Genomic DNA, 18,145 nt, shown 5'->3' with positions numbered 1-18,145 from the left:
ACACAGAAAGTGAGAATGCACGTAGGCTCATTCGAGCAGATCGACCCGTCTCGAAAGGGGCCCGTAGTGAACTGGACAACCGTCGCGGCGCCGCTGGTCACCTGTGCCATCATCATCGCCGCCTCGACCGCCGCCGAGTCGCCGGCTGCACAGGCGAAGAATGGCGACACGCACATCACCGGGCAGGGCGTGGAACAGACGCTCGACTGCAACGACGCCACGCTGATCGTCAATGGCACCGCGAACGTCATCACCGCGAAGGGCAACTGCTGGGCCGTGACCGTCATGGGATCGGGCAACACCGTTGTCGCCGACTCGGTCACCCACGACATCACCGTGTACGGCTACGACCAGACGGTGTTCTATCACAGCGGCGACCCGGTCCTCTGGGACCGCGGCCGCGAATTGGGCATGACCAACCGGCTCCAGCAAGCGGGCTGAGGCGCCGCAACGACCCGAGGGGAGTCGAGGATCAATGCGCGATCACTTTACGGACAGCCCGTCCAAACTGGCCGCACTCGCCCTGGCCGGCTTTCTCGTCGCCGCCGCGGGCGTCGGCGTGGTATCCGCACCGCGCGCGTGGGCGGGCGACGCGCCGATCGGCCACATCGGTGACACCCTGCGGGTGGACACCGGCACCTACATCGCCGACGTCACCGTCAGCAGTGTGACCCCCTGCGACCCGCCCCCCGGATTCGGCTACACCCGCAGCGGCGTGCCGATCAAAAGCTTCCCCGGCAGCACCCCTAACCGCGCCGACGTGACGATCCACGCGATCCGGGTGCCCAACCCGCACATCATGGCGACCGACTTCAGCTTCGACGGCGTTACCCCATTCGCCGACGCCTACAAACCGCGTGCCAGCGACGCGCCCGACGCGCTGGACAACGTGCTCGTCAACGCGCCCAGCGGCGCGATCGTGCGCGGCGAAGTCTATTGGGACGCCTACCGCGACCCGGTCTCCACCGTCGTCCTGCTGGACAAGAAGACGGGCTATCACCTCGCCCAGTGGAACCTTTGACCTGGGCGCCACGTGTCCCGCGGCGGGGCACGCAACAGCTTGTCCATAGAGCGCGTCACCGTCATCCCGATGCGCCGGAAGCAGACATCGATGAACCCTCGCGTCCTAATGGGAGTTGATCGGCGAGCCTCGAACGGATAGTGATCCGGTAGCGGGACGCTGGTCGCCGAGCCGCCGGTCGGTGAGCACTTCCGCGCCCTGGAGTGATGTTCGATTCCTACGGCTAGACCGTGCCCCGGCCGGTTGGTGAGGCTTCCCATAGCGCTGATGGGGTGTCGTGCCGATTCGAGCACTGATCCATTAGGTCGCCGCCGGGTTGCCTTGGGCTCGAACAGGTTCCACCCGTTTCGGCAGAGGAGGTGATCGATGATCTTCGTCGGCGACGATTGGGCCGAAGATCATCACGACATCCACGTGATGGACGACAACGGCACCCGGCTGGCCTCGCGCCGGCTGCCAGAAGGGCTCCCCGGCATCCGCGGATTGCACGACATCGTGGCCACCCACGCCCAAGACCCCCGACAGGTCGTGATCGGCATCGAAACCGATCGAGGTTTATGGGTCAACGCGCTGGTCGCGGCCGGTTACCAGGTGTATGCGGTCAACCCGCTGGCGGTCGCTCGCTACCGCGACCGCCACCATGTCTCCGGAGCTAAATCCGATGCCGGCGATGCCAAACTGCTGGCCGAGCTGGTGCGCACCGACCGCCACAATCATCGCCCGATCGCTGGGGACAGCGCCGACGCCGAGGCGATCAAGGTGCTCGCGCGTGGGCACCAGAACCTGATCTGGACCCGCAACCGGCACACCAACGCGCTGCGATCGGCACTGCGCGAGTACTACCCGGCCGCGCTGGACGCCTTCGACGACCTGGCCGACCGCGACGCACTGGCTGTACTCGGCCGCGCCGCGACCCCGGCCGAGGGCGCTCGCTTGAGCGTGGCCAAGATCCGGTCAGCGCTCAAAGCCGCTGGGCGCCAACGAAACCTCGATACCCGAGCACTACAAATCCAGGAAATTCTGCGTAGCGAGCAACTCACCACTGCTGCCTCTGTCAGCGCCGCGTTCGCGGCGACCACCCGCGCCACAGTCAGCATCATCATCGAGCTCAACCACCAGATCAGCGATCTGGAAGCCGAACTGTCGACACATTTTGAGACACACCCGGACGCCGACATCTACCGCTCCCTGCCAGGACTTGGTGTTGTGCTCGGCGCCCGGGTGCTCGGTGAGTTCGGGGACGACCCCACTCGCTACACCACCGCCAAGTCTCGCAAAAACTACGCTGGAACCTCCCCGCTGACAGTCGCGTCGGGCAAAAAACGCGCCGTGCTGGCCCGCCACGTCCGCAACCGCCGGCTCTACGACGCTATCGACCAATGGGCGTTCTGCGCGATCACCCGCAGCCCAGGCGCACGCGCCTACTACGACCAGCACCGCGCTGCCGAAGACCTCCACCACCAAGCCCTCCGCGCCGTCGGCAACCGCCTCGTCGGAATCCTCCACGGCTGCCTACGCCACCACACCACATACAACGAACAGCTAGCGTGGTCACCCCGCCACAACACCCCCACCACCAACGCCGCTTGACAAATTACGGACCTGGGATGTCTAGCAGGCGGGTGAGGGCGTCCTCGGTGATGATCGGAATACCGTATTCGCGCGCCTTATTGGCCTTGCCGCTGACCGAATCGGGATCGGCGGCGACCAGAATGCGCGTCCTACGGGTGAGCGCCCCAGTCGCGATGCCGCGCCGTGCGAGCTCTGTCTCCCATTCGGATCGCGCTCGGCGCATTGCTCCGGTGAGGCACACAACGTCACCCCGGGCCAACGCGTACTCAGCCCTTGCTTGACGTACGGGCGCCAATGCCAGCGCGGTCTCAACGTGGCTGGGACCCAATCCGCAGAGTTCGGCAACCTGAAGCAATTCAGCGCGCTCGTCGTCTGTGACCAACCCATCGGCAAGCGCTACCCTCGCCATCGATCGCAGGTATTCACAATGGATTTCGTCCAACAGCTGGCGTGACAGGCCGAGCTCCTCAGCCGTCACCACGAGTGCCTCCTCCTCGTGGAGCGACAGGTAGCGATCGAGCAGGGCGGACTCAAGGATCTCGAGATACGACTCGACCCGGATATCCTCGTGTCGAGGCATTCGTGCCACGATGCGATCAAGCCATCCCGCCGGCCGCCGCTGACGGGAAGTTCCGCGCACTACTAGCCGCACCTCCGGACCGGCGACGTCTGGCCACCGGAACTCCTCTGCACCGGAGATCTCGCTCGCCCAAGGCGGTGGAACGCCGCCGCGTTCCAGAAGGTGCTTCAGCAGACCTGCCACGGCCCGGGCATCTGCGAGCGCGGAATGCGCATCCGTGAGGAGGACGCCAGCGGCATCGCAGCAATCCCGTAGCTTTCGGGACGCCGCCGGAAGCAGCCGACCAGCCCACTTCATGGTGCAGAGCCCCGTCAGCCAGGGGTTGTCGAGCGCAACGCCGGCACGCCGCAACTCCGCACCGAGGAAGCGCAGGTCGAAAGCGATGTTGTGGCTGACGACAATTCGCCCGCGAAGGCACCTCAACAGCCTCGGAACGATTGCAGAGAAAGTGGGCGCGGCCAGCACGTCGGCGGCACAAATCCCATGGATCTCAGTAGGGCCAACGTCGCGACCAGGATTCAGCAAAGTAGACCACTCGTCTTCGGTGTCACCGTGCGACGAGAGCAATACGATGCCCACTTCAACCACGCGGTCGCTCTGATTGGCTGCCAATCCGGTGGTCTCAAAATCGAGGACTGCGAAGCCGGCCACGTCCACTCCTCTTACTCACGGCGACCTGTCTTCCGCAGCGTAAGCGGGGTTTTGCCGGAATTCCGGCGTTCGGGAAAGATTCCTTTGTGCGGCTGCGACTTAGTGCGCAAATCTCAGCCGACCGCGCCGAATAGCAGTTCAGATTGCCGTGATCAGCGATTTAGGCCGTGAGCCGCGTTATGTTTCGCGGGCGCTACACAAGCCCTGTCCGGGGGTGGTCGACGGTTTGTCCACCTCAGCGCGACAATATCGGCCTGTCGCTGTGAGGGCACAACGGTGCCGGCTGCTGCAGGAGACGCAAAGGGCGCATGTGCCCCAGAGAAGAGCTGTTCCTAAGGCGTATCGCGGCGGGCGATCTGGGTGGGCTTGGCGTCGCGCCAGTCCTCGACGTCGGGCGGCAGGCCGACCGCGTACCTGTTCTCGTTGTGGGCGGCCCAGTGGGCGTGGCCCAGCTCGTGAATGTGGAACGCGTGCCGCAGCGCCTCGGTGAATCCCATCGCGTCGGAGGCCGCGTTCACCGAGTCCTTGACCAGCAGCGCCGCCATCGTGGGCCGCTCGGCGATGCGCCGGGCGAATTCCAGCGTCTTGTCCGCCAGTTCGTCGGCCGGGAACACCTTCGACACCATGCCCAACCGGTAGGCCTCGTCGGCGTCCAGCGCATCGCCGGTCAGCAACAGCTCCTTGGCCTTGCGCGGCCCGAATTCCCAAGGGTGGGCGTAGTATTCGACGCCCGGCATCCCCAAGCGCACGGCGACGACGTCGCTGAACTTCGCATTGTCGGCCGCCACGATCAGGTCGCAGGCCCAGATCAGCATCAGGCCCGCCGAAATCGCGTTGCCCTGCACCTGGGCGATGGTGATCTTGCGCAAATCGCGCCAGCGGCACGTGTTCTGGAAGAAGTAGTGCCACTCCTGCAGGTAGATCTTCTCCGCGATGGGCTCACGGGTGCCGCCGTTGATGCGGAAGCTCGGCAGCTGGCTGCGCTCGGTGATCGCCAGCTCCGAGCCCAGGTCGTGGCCGGCGGAAAAGTTCTTGCCGCGCGCCGCCAGGATCACCACGCGCACGGTGTCGTCGGCCTCGGCGCGCAGGAACGCCTCGTCGAGCTGGATCAGCAGGCCGCGGCTTTGCGCGTTGTGGGCCTCGGGCCGGTTGAGCCAGATCCTGGCGACGCGGCCGTCGTCGAGGGTTTCATAGGTCACCAGCTCATTGGCCGCCTTCGAGCCGGCCCGGGCATCGGCTTGGTCGGAGAGTGTCATTCCGCCCACCTTTCAGATCCGCCAGTGTTTACACATTACGGCGAGTATGTAAGCGGGTCCCCGCCGGGTCTCGCGCTTGGCCTAGAGTTATGTCATGCCTACCAAATCTGATCATGGCGAACTCGGCGATGTGGAGCCGCTGGCAGCAAGCACCGCAAGCCAGGCCAGGCGGGTCGTCGCCGCGTACGCGAACGACGCCGACGAGTGCCGCATCTTCTTGTCGATGCTGGGTATCGGGCCGGCCAAGCACGAAACATAAATGGCTCCTCAGGGCGGCCCAAACTCGAAGAACGCACACTTCGGGAGCTCGGATTTCGTGGTGGTCGCCAACCGGCTGCCCGTCGACCTCGAGCGGCTGCCCGACGGCACGACGGCCTGGAAACGCAGCCCCGGGGGATTGGTCACGGCGTTGGAGCCGCTGCTGCGTCGCCGGCGCGGCGCGTGGGTCGGATGGCCGGGAGTCGCCGACGACGACAACGAACTGGACTACCAGCCGATCGTGCAGGAGGACCTGCACCTGTATCCGGTGCGGCTGACTGGCGACGACGTCGCCGAGTACTACGAGGGATTCTCCAACGCCACGCTGTGGCCGCTGTACCACGACGTCATCGTCAAACCCATCTACCACCGCGAATGGTGGGACCGCTACGTCACGGTCAACCGGCGTTTCGCCGAGGCCACGTCGCACGCGGCGGCCCGGGGCGCGACCGTGTGGGTGCAGGACTATCAGCTCCAGCTGGTGCCCAAGATGCTGCGCGAGCTGCGTCCCGACCTGACCATCGGTTTCTTCCTGCACATCCCGTTCCCGCCGGTGGAGCTGTTCAGGCAGATGCCGTGGCGCACCGAGATCATCGAGGGCCTCCTCGGCGCGGACCTGGTGGGCTTCCATCTGCCCGGGGGCGCGCAGAACTTCCTGGTCCTGTGCCGGCAGCTGATCGGCGTCAACACCTCCCGGGGATCGGTGGGGGTGCGGTCGCGATTCGGCGAGGTGGAGCTTGCGGCGCGCACCGTCCGGGTGGGCGCCTTCCCCATTTCGATCGACTCGTCCGCGCTCGACCACGCGGCCCGCGACCCGAAAGTCAGGCGCCGCGCGCGGGAGATCCGCGCCGAGTTGGGCAACCCGCGAAAGATCCTGCTGGGGGTCGACCGGCTGGACTACACCAAGGGCATCGACGTTCGGCTGAGAGCCTTCGCCGAGCTGCTGGCCGAGGGCCGCGCCAAACGCGACGACACCGTGCTGGTCCAACTCGCCACCCCGAGCCGCGAACGCGTGGAGAGTTATCAGATCCTGCGCAGCGACGTCGAGCGCCAGGTCGGCCACATCAACGGCGAATACGGCGAGGTCGGCCACCCGGTGGTGCACTACCTGCACCGCCCCGTTCCCCGCGACGAACTGATCGCGTTCTTCGTGGCCAGCGACGTCATGCTGGTCACCCCACTGCGCGACGGGATGAACCTGGTTGCCAAGGAATACGTCGCCTGCCGCGTCCACCTAGGCGGCTCGCTGGTGCTCAGCGAATTCACCGGCGCCGCGGCCGAATTGCGGCAGGCGTATCTGGTCAACCCGCACGACCTCGAGGGGCTCAAGGACGCGATCGAAGCGGCACTCAACCAGACGGACGAGGAGGGCCGGCGCTGGATGCGAGCGATGCGCCGCCAGGTGCTCGCTCACGACGTAGACCGCTGGGCGCGGTCATTCCTCGACGCGCTTGTCGAGTCACATCCACACGACGCTGATTAGCGGGCGTTTAGCTCCGAAACCCATGGCGTTTCGGCCAAAACGCTGTGATACTCAATGCAGCAGTGAAAAGGAAGGATTGTCGTGAAGCTTCGTCGCGGATTGGCCGCCGGCGCCGGAATCTTTTCGGCCATTTCTCTTGGTATAGCAGTGGAATCCGGCACCCCGGCGCATGCGGTCGCGCCACCGGCGGACGGCAATTACTCGTTCAATCAGGCAGGTGTGTCCGGGGTGACCTGGCTGGTGTCGGCGCTGTGCGATCAAGTAAACGGAAGCCGCTACTACAAGGACTACGACAATCCCACGATCATGGCGGACTTTTGTATCTTGAACGTGGTGAGCTCGACGTCCGAACAGATCAGTCGCCAGGATAAGCTCCAAAACTACAGCGGCAGGGCCAGACTCGTGAGCGGGCTCTGGACGTTCGAGGTCAATGCGCCCAACGGCGTTTCGTGCCCGGGTGGCGGCACGGCGGCATCGACTGAGACTTACGCTTTCGACAACGAGACGCTCGCGGGCACGCACACCACGCTGCACGGCGCCGAATGCGGCTTGGAGCCGTCGATGAGCAAGCAACCGTTCTCACTGGCGCTCGCGGGCCCGCCGCCCAGCCCGGCCCAGCGTTATCCCTTGCGATGCAACGACATTGCGATTTGCTTCTGACGGCTAGATGGGTGTGATGTAGGCGATCAACCACTTGTCGCCAATCTTCTTGAAGTCCACCCGCAACCGGCTGCCGTCGTATAGCGGCTGGCGCGACTTGTCGGTCACGGTGCGGTTCAGGTAAACCATGACCGAGGCGGAATCGCGTTTCGCCATCATCACACCGACGCCGACAACGTTCGCCTGGACAACGACTTCCCGCTTCTTGGCCTCCGGGATGATCTGTGCGTTGGCGCTCTTCTGGAACTCCTGACGATAGGCGGGCGTCAGCAGCGGATACGCTTCGGCGAGACTACGTTCGACGGTCTGGTAGTCGTAGGCGAAGACCTCCGGAATCTCCTTTGATGCCAGTTGCGGCAACAGGGCGCGCGCTGACTGCTCAGCGCGGGTCTCCACCCGGTCCCAATAAAACCAGCCGGCGGCAGCGGCCAATCCGATGATGCTTACCAGCAGGAAGCAGCCCACGGCGGCGATCAGCCACCGCCGCAACCGCATCAGTTGCCCCCGTCCGGATACTTCAGGTCGTAGCCGGTCATGTGGCCGGCGTCGTCCTCATGCACGATGACCCGGAGCCGATACGGCATGGACGGTTTGTTGGTCCCATCGATGTCGGCAACCGTGACCCGCACCGAGACCAGCACGGAGGCGTTGTCGGTGACCGAATCGATGCCCTCGAGGGCGGCGCCGTTGATGACGGCCTCCGACGTCGCGTTGGTGGACCGAAACAACGCCTTGAGATTCTCGATGTTGTTGTTGGCGCCCAGCATTCCGCGCAGCGGACCGCTGGTGCTGTTGTAGAAGCGATTCACGCTGTCGTCCACGTTGTCCTGCTTGTAGCTGAACATGTTGACCACCATCTGCGTGGCGGTGTCGACGAAGCGCCGGTCGCGCGCTTGCTCGGCATCCGCATGGCGCTGCTGGACGATCAGCGACGTCAAGGAGGCGGCCAACCCACCGATCGCCAACAGGGCGAGGGCAAGCGCGACGCATCCCACCAGCACCCGGTGAGCCCGCCGCCGCGGCGGCGGCTTGACGGGGTTGAGAGTCTTCACCTTCTTGGCAGTGGGCTTCGCCGTCCGCTCCGGCTCGTCAGCGACTTCGACGTGAACCTCAACGGCCTCAGCCGAACCGCTTTTCACCGGACCCGCCGGGCGGGACGCGCGGCGGCGGACCCGTTGCGACGTGGTCTGCTCGTCTTTCGAGACGGGCTCCATCAAAGCGGCCTCGGGTCGCGCATCAGGTCCACCCAGTTCTCGGCGCTGGATGCACCGCTGGTGCCGGGCGCGAAGATACCAGTGCCGCCCGCCGGATCCACAAAGGCTCCGGTTTGTTGGTCATAGGTGGCGTAGGAGGGACCGCTGGCCTGCGGTTGCGGGCCGGGCGGCGGGCCCCACGGCTTCTCGGGACCCGGTCCTGCCGGCGGGGGATTGATCCCCTCCGGCGGTGCCGGCGGCGGAAGCCACTTCGGATACGGGAGCTGGGGCGGCTCCGGGGGGACCCCCGGCGGGTGCCACGACGGGTTACCCGGCGGCGGCCCGCTGTCGTTGGGGGGCGGCGGATCGTAGGCGGGCTGGTGCGGCGCCGGCCCGGGCCCGGGCACCACCCCCGGCGGGGGTGGACCCACCATGGGAGTCCCCGGATCGGGATCGCCGCCCGGCGGGATATACGGGAACTTGTTGGGCGGCAACACGTTCAGCCCGTTCGTCACCGGGGTGTCGTAGGGCACCGGGGGGCCGCGCCAGGGGTTGCGCCCAACCGGCACATAGCCCTTCGGGTCGCGGCACTGCTGAATCGTGGGCGCCCGCTTGCCGGGGAACTCCTGGCATGGGTAGTTTCGGGCGCCGCGCACGGTGCTCGGATCGTTCTGGGCGACCTTGCAGTACATGTCCTTCGGCAGCTCGCGCAGCGTCTCATCGGCCGGCGTGCGCTGCAGCGGCGGGGGCAGGAATCCGACAGAGCACGGCGGCGGATCGTTGAGGTCGATCTTGAAGTCCAGCTTCGCGCCCTCATCCTGGGGGGTGCCGCCGGCCGCCGTGATGATCGCGGCAAACAGCGCGGGCAAGACCACCAGGAGCTGTTCGATCGACTTGTGGTAGATCACGCCCACCCGGCCAAGGTTCGCCAGGCTCGCGGCCAGCGCCGGGAAGGAGGGGCGAATGCCGGAGAACGCGGTGCTGGCCTCGTCCGCCGCGCCCGGGGCGTTGGCCAACGTCGAGCGCAGCTGCGGGTCGGCCTGACGCACGTCAGAAGTGAAGCGGGCCAACCCGTCCGACAGGGATTTGATGTCCGCGCCGGCCCGGATCTGAGCCTGCAGGAACGGGCCCGCCTGATCGATCAGCTGCGAGACCTGCGGATAGTTGGCGTTGGCCTCGTCCACCAGCAACCGGGCTGACTCGAAAAGCCTCGCCAGCTCCGGGCCCGAGCCGTTGGCCGCGGCGAACGTCTCATGCAGCAGCTCGCGCAACCGGGTGTCGCCGAGGCTGTTCACCAGCGTCTCGGACTGTTTCAACAGGGCGGCGACGTCCTGACCGATCCGGGTGTTCTGCCGGTCGATCCGGGATCCGTTGTGCAGTTTGACCGTTGCCGGGTTGTCCGGCGGCACCAGGTCGATGTACTGCTCACCGACGGCCGACACGCTCTTCACGGTCGCGGTGACGTTCGCCGGAATGGGAGTGCCGCTGTTGAGCCGCATTTCGGCGGTGACGCCGTTGGGGTTCAGGCCCACCGACTCGACGCGGCCTACCGCGACGCCGCGGTAGGTGACGTTGGCGTTCTTGTACAGGCCGCCGCCGGCGACGAAATCGGCGCTGACGCCGTAGGTCCCGATGCCGAACGTCGCCGGAAGGCGCAGGTAGAAGATGGCCGTCACGATCAGGGTGATCGCGGTGATCAGCGCAAAAATGCCGAGCTGGATCTTCGTCAGTCTATCTAGCATCGCGCTGCCCTACCGCCCCTCAGAACCCGAAGCCGTGCCGGGCGGAATCTTGAACGGATCGGCCGCCTGTCCGGACAGGTTCGCCAGCTCGCCGGTCAAGAAGTCGGGCGGGTTGAGGATCTCGTTCATGTGCATCATGTTCGGGTCGAGTGCATACGACGTGGTGAAGAACGTCTCGCCAAGCCGCCGCAGGGTGAGGTCGAAGGTGGTGAACACGTTGAGGTAGTCGCCGCGCACGGCCTGCTTGATGCCCCAGTTGGGGAACGGGAACGTCAGCAGGATCTGCATTGACGTGACGAAATTCTTCCGGTTGTCGTTCAGCGCCTTCACGACCGAATACAGGCCTTTGACGTCTTCGGCGAAGTCCACCTTGGTTTTCGAGAGCACGCGCGACGAAACGCCGGCCAGCTTCTTCAGCGCGGCGAACGCGTCGACGATGTGGCCCCGGTTCTTGTTGAGCACGCCGATCGCTTCGGGCAGCGTGTCCAGCGCGCGGCCCAGGTTGTCCTTGTCGCGCGCCAGGGTCGCCGAGAACCGGTTCAGCCCATCGACCGCGTCGATGATGTCGTTGACCTGCCGGTTCAGCCCCGCCGTCAATTCGGCGAGTCGGGGGATCAGGTCGGCGAATTGGTCCTGGCGGCCGGCGACGGCCTGGTAGGTCTCGTTCGTAATGTCTTCCAGCGCACCGAGGTTGCCCTTGTTGACCACTACGCCCAGGGCAGAAAGCACCTCTTCGGTGGTGGGAAAGCGGCCGGTGCTGGACTCGGGGATCTTCGACCCGTTGACAAGCTTGCCGATCGCCGGCTTGCCCTTTGGGGCAGCCAGGTCGATGTGCAGCGAACCCAGCAACGATGTCTGGGCCACCGTCGCGATCGCGTTGGCCGGCAACACCACGTTCTTGTTGAGCGCCAGCTTCACCGCGGCATAGAAGGATCCGTCGGCCCGCTGCTCGGCCGAGATGCCCGAGACGCTGCCCACGGTCACGTCGTCGACCATGACCGGCGAGTTCTGCGGCAGCGTCGCCACGTCGGGGATTTCGACGGTGACCGAATACGCGCCGCTCCCGTGGCCGGCTGTGCCGGGCATCGCCACGGAGTTCAGCCCGTTGAATTGACAACCGGCCAGTAGCGCGCCACCCACGGCTAACACGCTGGCGCGCAGCCAGATTCGGCTCATCCGCCACCGCCCAGGTTGGCCGCCGGGCCACTGGGCGCCTGGCTCGGCGCCGGGCCAGGTAGCGGACCGAACGCGTTACCGGGTCCGGGACTAGAGGCCTGACCCGGGCTCGCCCCGGCCGGCGGCGGCCCTGGAGGAGCGCCCGCCTGCGGCGCCGTCGGAACCAGCAGGGCCTGCAGATCCGTCGGGCTCTGGTCGGCTGGCGGCGATTGAGCGCCTTTAGCGGGTATCCAGGTCAGCTGGGGAACCGGTGTCTTCGCCTTGGCCTCGGTCTCCGGGGTGTCGTAAATGATCTGACCCTTGTACGCGGTGATCGTGTTGAGCGGGTGGAACATCACCGGCGGATAGTTCACCGCCAGACGGCGCAGCACTGGGCCCAGGCGCTCACGGCAGAGCTCGGCACGCTTGAAGTACTCCGGCGCTTTCGGTCCCGCGGGCGTCTCGAAGGACCCGCCGCAGATGAACTGCACCGGATTGGAGAATTCGGGTATCGACAACAGGCCGTTCAGGGTGCCCTGGGCGGGGTCATAGATGTTGTAGAAGTTGGTGATGCCGGGGCCGGCCACGTGCAGCACCTGTTCGATGTTGTCGCTCTGGTCGCTCAACGTCTGGGCGAAGTCGTTGAGGTTGTTGACCGTATCGATCAGAGTCGAATTATTCTCGTGCAGGAAACCCCGGATGTCCGAGAGCGCTTGGTTGAGCGTGCCCAGGGTGTTGTCGAGGTGCCGCGAGCTGTCGGCAAGCACCTGTGACACCGAGGCGACGTTGCCGGCGAACTGTACGATCTGGTCGTTGCTCGCCGACAGCGCGTTCACCAGCACCTGCAGGTTCTTGACCGTGCCGAAGATGTCGCCGCGCGAATCGCCCAGCCGCCCGGCGACTTGTGAGAGCTCACGCAGCGCGTTGTGGAAGGATTCGCCCTTGCCGTCGAGCGTGTCCGCGGCCTGGTTGATCGCCGCACCCAACGGGCCCTGAGATTGTCCCGCCGCGGGGCTCAACTGTACGGCCAGTTGGGTCAGCGACTCCTTCACCTCGTCCCATTCCACCGGCACCGCGGTGCGGGCCAGATCGATGCTGGCACCGTCGGGCAGCACCGCCCCGCCGGTGTACGCCGGGGCGAGCTGAACGAACCGTGCCGACACCAGGTTTGGCGACATGACGACGGCCTTGACGTCTTTGGGGATCTTCACGTCCTTGGACACCGACATGGTGATCTTGACGTCGGAAGGCCGCGGCTCGATCGAGTCGATCGAGCCGACCGGCACGCCCAGCACACGGACCTGGTCGCCGGGGTACAGGCCGACGGCGGAGGTGAAGTAACCGACGACGGTGCGGTTATTGCCTTGCGCGGAGAGCACATACACGCCCGCCGCCACCATCGCGACCAGCGCGATGATGATGCCATAGCGCAGCCCGCGGCTGCCGGTGATCCGCTTCATCATGGTGACTTCGGCCTAATCACCCAGCGTTCCTGAATCAGCCCGCGCAGGTAGTCGGAGAGGCTGGCCGGCAGCTTGCCCGGCTGGTAGAAGAAGTCGAACACCATCGCGATCATCGACGCCGGCAGCACGCTGTAGACGTTCACGTTGAACCCGGGCCCCGAGCCAACCACCTCGCCCAGCGTTGTCGCGTAGGCGGGCAGCCGCTTGAGGGCCTCGGTGATGTAGTCGCGGCGCTCGTTGAGGTTGGACAGAACCGAGTTCAGCTTGCTCAGCGCCGGGCCGAACTCCTTGCGGTTGTCGGCGACGAAACCGGAAATCTGCGCCGACACGTCGTGGATACCCGAGATCAGCTGACCGATCGCGGCGCGCCGCTCGTCGAGCGCGGCGAACAACTCGTTGCCGTCGTCGACCAGCTTGTTGACCTGGTCGGCGCGCTGCGACAACACCGCCGTCACCGACTTCGCGTGCGCCAGCAGGCCTTGCAGGGCCTCGTCGCGGCGGTTCAGGGTGCGCGACAGCGACGTCACCCCGTCCAGGGCGCCGCGCAGTTCGGGGGTGGCGTCGTGCAGCGTGTCGGTCAGCACGTTGAGGGCCTGGTCGAACTGCGGCTTGTTGAGATTGCTGGCGTTTTGACCGAGGTCCTCGAGTGCACCCGCCAGCGTGTAGGGCGTGGTGGTCCGACTCAGCGGGATGGTGGTGGCGTTGCCGTGGCCGGCGGGGCTCACCGAGATCGAGCGTTCGCCGAGGATGGTGTCGGTGCGGATCGCAGCGAGGGACTGATCACCCACGGCGACGTGCCGGTCCACGCTGAACGTCACCTTGGCGCTGTTCCCGGCGAGCCCGACGGACTGGACCTTGCCGACCTTGAACCCTGAGACGTACACGGCGTTGCCGGGCGTGATGCCGCCGGCGTCGGTGAAGTAGGCGTTGTACGTTTTGCCCTGCGGCCAGAAGGGCAGGCCGCTATAGCCGAATGCGATGAGGACGACGCAGACCACCAGCACCACGCCGAAGATGCCGGTGCGCAACGGGTCGCGTTCACGTCTTGCGCTACTTGGCAAAAGCGCACCTCCCCTTGCTGGGGTCCAATTGGCCGCCCATGGGTATCCGAATGTCGCCGCCGGCCGGGCCGTTGATCTTGATCGTTACCGAGCAGAAGTAGATGTTGAAGAAGGCGCCGTAGGCGCCCAGCGCGGACAGTCGCAGGTAGTCCTCGCCCAGTTGCTCGACGTCGTTGTTCACCTCGGCCTTGCGGTTGTCCAGCTCGGTGGCCAGGGGCCGGGTGTTCTCCAAGATGCCCTGCAGCGGACGCCGCGAATTCTTCAGCAGCTCAGTCAAATCCGTCGTCGTCGACGCGAGCGGCGGGATGGCGCCCGCGACATCGTCCTTGTTCTTGGCCAGACCGGTGATCAATTGCTGGAGCTGATCAACGCTGGCCGAGAACTGCGCGCTCTTCTGATCGACGGTGCCCAGCACGGTGTTCAGGTTCGTAATGGTGTCGCCGATGAGCTGGTCGCGGTGGCCCAGGGCCGACGAGAAGGCACTGGTGTCGGCCAGCACGTTGGACAACGCTCCCCCCTGGCCCTGCAGCAACTGGATGACCGCGCTGCTGATGGTGTTGACCTTGTCGGCATCCAGGCCCTTGAGCACCGGCCGCAGGCCGCCCAGCAGCGCGTCGAGATCCAGTGCGGGCTGGGTGTGCTCGGAGTTGATCGTGCCGCCCGCCGGCAACTTCCGCAGCTCCCCCGGGCCCGACGTGATCTCCAAAAAGCGGTCGCCGACCAGGTTCTCGTAACGGATCACCGCGCGCGTGGACGTGTATAGCGTGTAGCGGCTGTCGACTCCGAACTGGACGTCGACGGTGTTGTTCGGGTTGAGCTTGATGCCCGACACGGCGCCGACCGGCACCCCGGCGATGCGAACCTTTTGGCCGGCCTTCAACCGCGACGCATCCGTGAAGGTTGCGTGATAGGAGGTCTCGGGACCGAACCGGAAATCACCGAATACCACCACCAGACCGGCGGCCACCACCAGCATCACGACCGCGAAGATGCCGAGCTTGATCACCATCGACCGGTGCGACGGCATTCCCGAGGCGGCCATCAGAAGTCGTCCCGTTCCGCGAAGGCGCCGTGGAACAGGAACTGCAGCGTGGAGGGCGCGTCGAACTGGAGTTCGGTGAAGGGCTCGTACGGGACGTTGGCGTTGTCGGTGACGAGGAACGGCGCCCGGTAGAACGACCCGCCGTGTTGCTTGCTCGGAATGTCAGGCAGCCCGCGGCAATTCGGGCCACCGGACGCGTTGACCTGCGGCAGGGCTTCCGGATACGTGTACGACGGTGCGCCCAAGATGAAGCTCGACGACGTGAACAGGCCCGCCTTGTTGCCGCCGAGCAGGGGGCCGAATTCCTTGATGCCTCGATCGATACCCGCGAATATGCAGCCGAGTTCGGGCGAGTAGTCGGCGGCCACCTTGATCGGCGCGCGCAGCCTGTTGATCGCGTCGATGAAGTTCTGCTCGGCGGGCTCCAGCGTCTCGTAGGCGTTGTTGGCCAGCCCGATCGTCGCCAACAACGTGTCGTTGAGGTTCTTCTGCTGGTCGACGACGGTCCTGTTGATCGTGGGCAAGCTGTCGAAGACGGTATTCAGGTCGGGGGCGGCGTCGGCGTAGGTGTTGGTGACGATCCCGGTCTTGCGGAAGTCTTCCTGCAGGGCGGGCAGCTTCGGGTTCGCCTGCCGTGCCAGGGTATTCAGTCCTGACAAGGTGCCGCCGAAGTCGTCGCCGTGGCCGCGCAGGCCTTCGGCGAGCGCGCTGAGCGTCCCGTTCAATTCGACGGGGTCGATCTTGTGCAGCAGGTCCATCAGCGACTGGAACAATGTGTTGACTTCCAGTTGCACCGCCGAGGCCTCCACGTGCGCGTCCGGGCGCAGCGACGTCGGCGAGGGCGCTTGGGGCGGAAGGAATTCCACCGACTTGGCGCCGAAGATGGTGTTCCCCCCGATGTGCACCGTCGCGTTGGAGGGGATGAAGTGCATCTGGTCGCTGTTGATGGCCAGCGTCAGCCGCGCCTGGTCACCGGAGTAGTCGATGCCGGTGACCTTGCCGATCTGGAGGCCGCGGTACTTGACCTTGGCGCCCTTGTCCATCACCAGCCCCGCCCGCGGCGACGAGACGGTGACGGTGTCGGTCGAGGCGAAAGCCGCCGTGTACGAAAGGTAAGTCAGGGCGACGAAGCCCACAATCAAAGCGGCCAGCAGCGCCGCTGCCAGCCGGACACTTGACCGTCGCGATACCCGTTCTGCCATCGACCCTTACCCGGAGAGATTGAAATTGCCGGACGCGCCGTAGACGGCGAGCGAGATGAACAAGGTGATGACGACCACGACGATCAGCGAGGTTCGCACGGCCTGCCCGACCGCGATGCCGACCCCGACCGGCCCGCCGCTGGCGTTGTAGCCGTAATAGGTATGGACGAGCATCACCGCGATGGACATCACGATGGCCTGCAGGAACGACCACAGCAAATCGGACGGAATGAGGAAGGTATTGAAGTAGTGGTCGTACAGGCCCTTGGACTGCCCGTTGATGTACACCGTGGTGAAGCGGGCGGCGAAGAACGCGGCCAGGACCGACAGCGAATACAGCGGAATGATCGCGATCAGGCCGGCGATCAGCCGGGTGGACACCAGGTACGAAACCGACTGCACCGCCATGCATTCGACGGCGTCAATCTCCTCGGACACCCGCATGGCGCCCAATTGGGCGGTTGCGCCGGCGCCGATGGTGGCCGCCAGCGCGATGCCGGCGATCACCGGCGCGACGATGCGGACGTTCAGGAACGCCGACAGGAACCCGGTGAGCGCCTCGATGCCGATGTTGCCCAGCGACGAGTAGCCCTGCACGGCGATGACGCCGCCGGAGGCCAGGGTCAGGAAGGCCGCCACCCCGACGGTGCCGCCGATCATGACGAGAGCGCCCGCGCCCAGCGTCATCTCGGCGATGAGCCGGATCGTCTCTTTGCGGTAGCGGGTGAGTGCGTCGGGGACGTGCCGCAGGGTCTCCCCGTAGAACAAGGCCTGCTCGCCGAAGTCGTCGACGGGCGCCTGCAACCTCGTCATGATGCGGCGAAACCGGAGGGTGGCGTCGTAGCTCATCGGGTGCTCACTCGCCTCATTTCGCCGTAATCCGCACGCCGATGGCCGTCATGACCACGTTGATGACGAACAGGCAGATGAACGCGTAGACCACGGTTTCGTTGACGGCGTTCCCGACACCCTTGGGACCGCCCTTGACCGTCAGGCCGCGATAGCACCCGACCAGCCCGGCCATCACGCCGAACAGCAAGGCCTTGACGTCGGCGAGCACCAGCTCGCGCAGCCCGGTGAGCACGGTCAGGCCGTTGATGAACGCGCCCGGGTTGACGCCCTGCAGGAAGACGGAGAACACGTAGCCGCCGGACAGGCCGATGGCGCACACCAGGCCGTTGAGCAACAGCGCGACGACCGTGGACGCGAGGACCCGCGGCACCACCAGCCGGTGGACCGGGTCGATGCCGAGCACCCGCATCGCGTCGATTTCTTCGCGGATGGTGCGGGCACCCAGGTCGGCGCAGATCGCGGTGGCGCCGGCGCCGGCCACGACGAGCACGGTGACCACCGGGCCCAGCTGGGTGATGGTGCCGAATGCCGTTCCAGCGCCGGATAAGTCGGCCGCCCCGATCTCGCGCAACAGGATGTTGAGGGTGAACGCGACCAGCACCGTGAACGGGATGGAGACCAGCAGCGTCGGCACCAGCGACACGCGGGCGATCATCCACGTCTGTTCGAGGAACTCGCCGAACTGAAACGGCCGCCGGAAGGTCTCACGGCCGGTGTCGATCATCATCTCGAAGAACCCGCCCACAGCGCGGGCGGGAACCGCAAGCTGTTGTCTCAACTCGGCCACCCCCCTTTGCTGGTCGCGGCGAAGCCTGTGTTCCGCCTTTGCATTGTCTTCGGCCGCTCGCGGCCCCGTGTGAGCCGGCTCATATTAACTCAGAAGAAGTGGGTGCTGTCAATGAACAGCATTTCTGTATCCGAAGCGTCAGTTTGTCCAGGTCAGAGGCGTTGCCG

18 protein-coding genes are annotated in these 18,145 nt (G+C 65.8%); 6 read left to right on the top strand and 12 right to left on the bottom strand.

Annotated features, from left to right (window positions below; all coding sequences use genetic code 11):
• Positions 1-66: 66 nt before the first annotated feature.
• The 3 genes from MTAB308_RS19225 (at position 67) to MTAB308_RS19215 (ending at position 2,611) form a co-directional block, all read left to right on the top strand.
• Positions 67-441 (top strand): DUF3060 domain-containing protein, encoded by a 375-nt coding sequence (locus MTAB308_RS19225; RefSeq protein ID WP_066916288.1) that lies wholly within the window; start codon positions 67-69, stop codon positions 439-441.
• Positions 442-475: 34 nt separating this feature from the next.
• On the top strand, positions 476-1,021 hold the full coding sequence (locus MTAB308_RS19220) for a hypothetical protein (protein ID WP_066916289.1): 546 nt from the start codon (positions 476-478) through the stop codon (positions 1,019-1,021).
• A 366-nt stretch (positions 1,022-1,387) separates the two neighbouring features.
• Positions 1,388-2,611: an IS110 family RNA-guided transposase gene (locus tag MTAB308_RS19215; RefSeq protein WP_077101301.1), complete on the top strand. Its 1,224-nt coding sequence runs from the start codon at positions 1,388-1,390 to the stop codon at positions 2,609-2,611.
• A gap of 4 nt (positions 2,612-2,615) precedes the next feature.
• Here MTAB308_RS19215 and MTAB308_RS19210 read toward each other — a convergent pair whose 3' ends face one another.
• Entirely contained in the window at positions 2,616-3,824 is a 1,209-nt protein-coding gene (locus tag MTAB308_RS19210) for an exonuclease domain-containing protein (RefSeq protein WP_066916364.1), read from the bottom strand.
• 332 nt (positions 3,825-4,156) lie between these two features.
• The gene (locus tag MTAB308_RS19205; RefSeq protein ID WP_066916292.1) at positions 4,157-5,080 is read right to left on the bottom strand and encodes an enoyl-CoA hydratase; all 924 of its coding nucleotides are present in this window, start codon (positions 5,078-5,080) and stop codon (positions 4,157-4,159) included.
• A 94-nt stretch (positions 5,081-5,174) separates the two neighbouring features.
• Between MTAB308_RS19205 and MTAB308_RS19200 the strand changes: the two genes are divergently transcribed.
• The 3 genes from MTAB308_RS19200 to MTAB308_RS19190 all read left to right on the top strand — a co-directional run bounded on the left by MTAB308_RS19200 (position 5,175) and on the right by MTAB308_RS19190 (position 7,481).
• The gene (locus tag MTAB308_RS19200) at positions 5,175-5,339 is read left to right on the top strand and encodes a hypothetical protein (RefSeq protein WP_096866203.1); all 165 of its coding nucleotides are present in this window, start codon (positions 5,175-5,177) and stop codon (positions 5,337-5,339) included.
• Positions 5,340-6,821: an alpha,alpha-trehalose-phosphate synthase (UDP-forming) gene (locus MTAB308_RS19195; RefSeq protein ID WP_077101299.1), complete on the top strand. Its 1,482-nt coding sequence runs from the start codon at positions 5,340-5,342 to the stop codon at positions 6,819-6,821.
• Positions 6,822-6,902: 81 nt separating this feature from the next.
• Positions 6,903-7,481: a hypothetical protein gene (locus tag MTAB308_RS19190; RefSeq protein ID WP_077101296.1), complete on the top strand. Its 579-nt coding sequence runs from the start codon at positions 6,903-6,905 to the stop codon at positions 7,479-7,481.
• Between the two features lie 3 nt (positions 7,482-7,484).
• On the opposite strand, the gene MTAB308_RS19185 is transcribed toward MTAB308_RS19190, so the two are convergent.
• From MTAB308_RS19185 to MTAB308_RS19140, 10 genes are read right to left on the bottom strand one after another with little or no spacing between them, the layout of a single operon-like run.
• Entirely contained in the window at positions 7,485-7,976 is a 492-nt protein-coding gene (locus tag MTAB308_RS19185) for a mammalian cell entry protein (protein ID WP_077101294.1), read from the bottom strand.
• Entirely contained in the window at positions 7,976-8,695 is a 720-nt protein-coding gene (locus tag MTAB308_RS19180) for a mammalian cell entry protein (protein ID WP_077101292.1), read from the bottom strand. The genes MTAB308_RS19185 and MTAB308_RS19180 overlap by 1 nt, the downstream gene beginning before the upstream one ends.
• Entirely contained in the window at positions 8,695-10,416 is a 1,722-nt protein-coding gene (locus tag MTAB308_RS19175) for a virulence factor Mce family protein (protein WP_077101290.1), read from the bottom strand. The genes MTAB308_RS19180 and MTAB308_RS19175 overlap by 1 nt, the downstream gene beginning before the upstream one ends.
• Positions 10,417-10,425: 9 nt before the next feature.
• On the bottom strand, positions 10,426-11,592 hold the full coding sequence (locus MTAB308_RS19170; protein ID WP_066916304.1) for an MCE family protein: 1,167 nt from the start codon (positions 11,590-11,592) through the stop codon (positions 10,426-10,428).
• Entirely contained in the window at positions 11,589-13,034 is a 1,446-nt protein-coding gene (locus MTAB308_RS19165; RefSeq protein ID WP_077101288.1) for a virulence factor Mce family protein, read from the bottom strand. The genes MTAB308_RS19170 and MTAB308_RS19165 overlap by 4 nt, the downstream gene beginning before the upstream one ends.
• Complete coding sequence (locus MTAB308_RS19160) at positions 13,031-14,095, bottom strand: virulence factor Mce family protein (protein WP_066916308.1); 1,065 nt, start codon at positions 14,093-14,095, stop codon at positions 13,031-13,033. The genes MTAB308_RS19165 and MTAB308_RS19160 overlap by 4 nt, the downstream gene beginning before the upstream one ends.
• Positions 14,085-15,137: an MCE family protein gene (locus MTAB308_RS19155; protein ID WP_066916310.1), complete on the bottom strand. Its 1,053-nt coding sequence runs from the start codon at positions 15,135-15,137 to the stop codon at positions 14,085-14,087. The genes MTAB308_RS19160 and MTAB308_RS19155 overlap by 11 nt, the downstream gene beginning before the upstream one ends.
• Positions 15,137-16,339: an MCE family protein gene (locus MTAB308_RS19150; RefSeq protein ID WP_077101286.1), complete on the bottom strand. Its 1,203-nt coding sequence runs from the start codon at positions 16,337-16,339 to the stop codon at positions 15,137-15,139. The genes MTAB308_RS19155 and MTAB308_RS19150 overlap by 1 nt, the downstream gene beginning before the upstream one ends.
• 6 nt (positions 16,340-16,345) lie before the next feature.
• Entirely contained in the window at positions 16,346-17,188 is an 843-nt protein-coding gene (locus MTAB308_RS19145; RefSeq protein WP_077101284.1) for an MlaE family ABC transporter permease, read from the bottom strand.
• Positions 17,189-17,204: 16 nt separating this feature from the next.
• Positions 17,205-17,969: an MlaE family ABC transporter permease gene (locus MTAB308_RS19140; RefSeq protein ID WP_077104537.1), complete on the bottom strand. Its 765-nt coding sequence runs from the start codon at positions 17,967-17,969 to the stop codon at positions 17,205-17,207.
• Between the last annotated feature and the right edge of the window lie 176 nt (positions 17,970-18,145).

This window comes from Mycobacterium terramassiliense (assembly GCF_900157385.1).
Classification (GTDB): Bacteria; Actinomycetota; Actinomycetes; order Mycobacteriales; family Mycobacteriaceae; genus Mycobacterium; species Mycobacterium terramassiliense.
The sequence above is the reverse complement of the archived record's forward strand: the minus strand, read 5'-3'. Positions and strand labels throughout refer to the sequence as shown.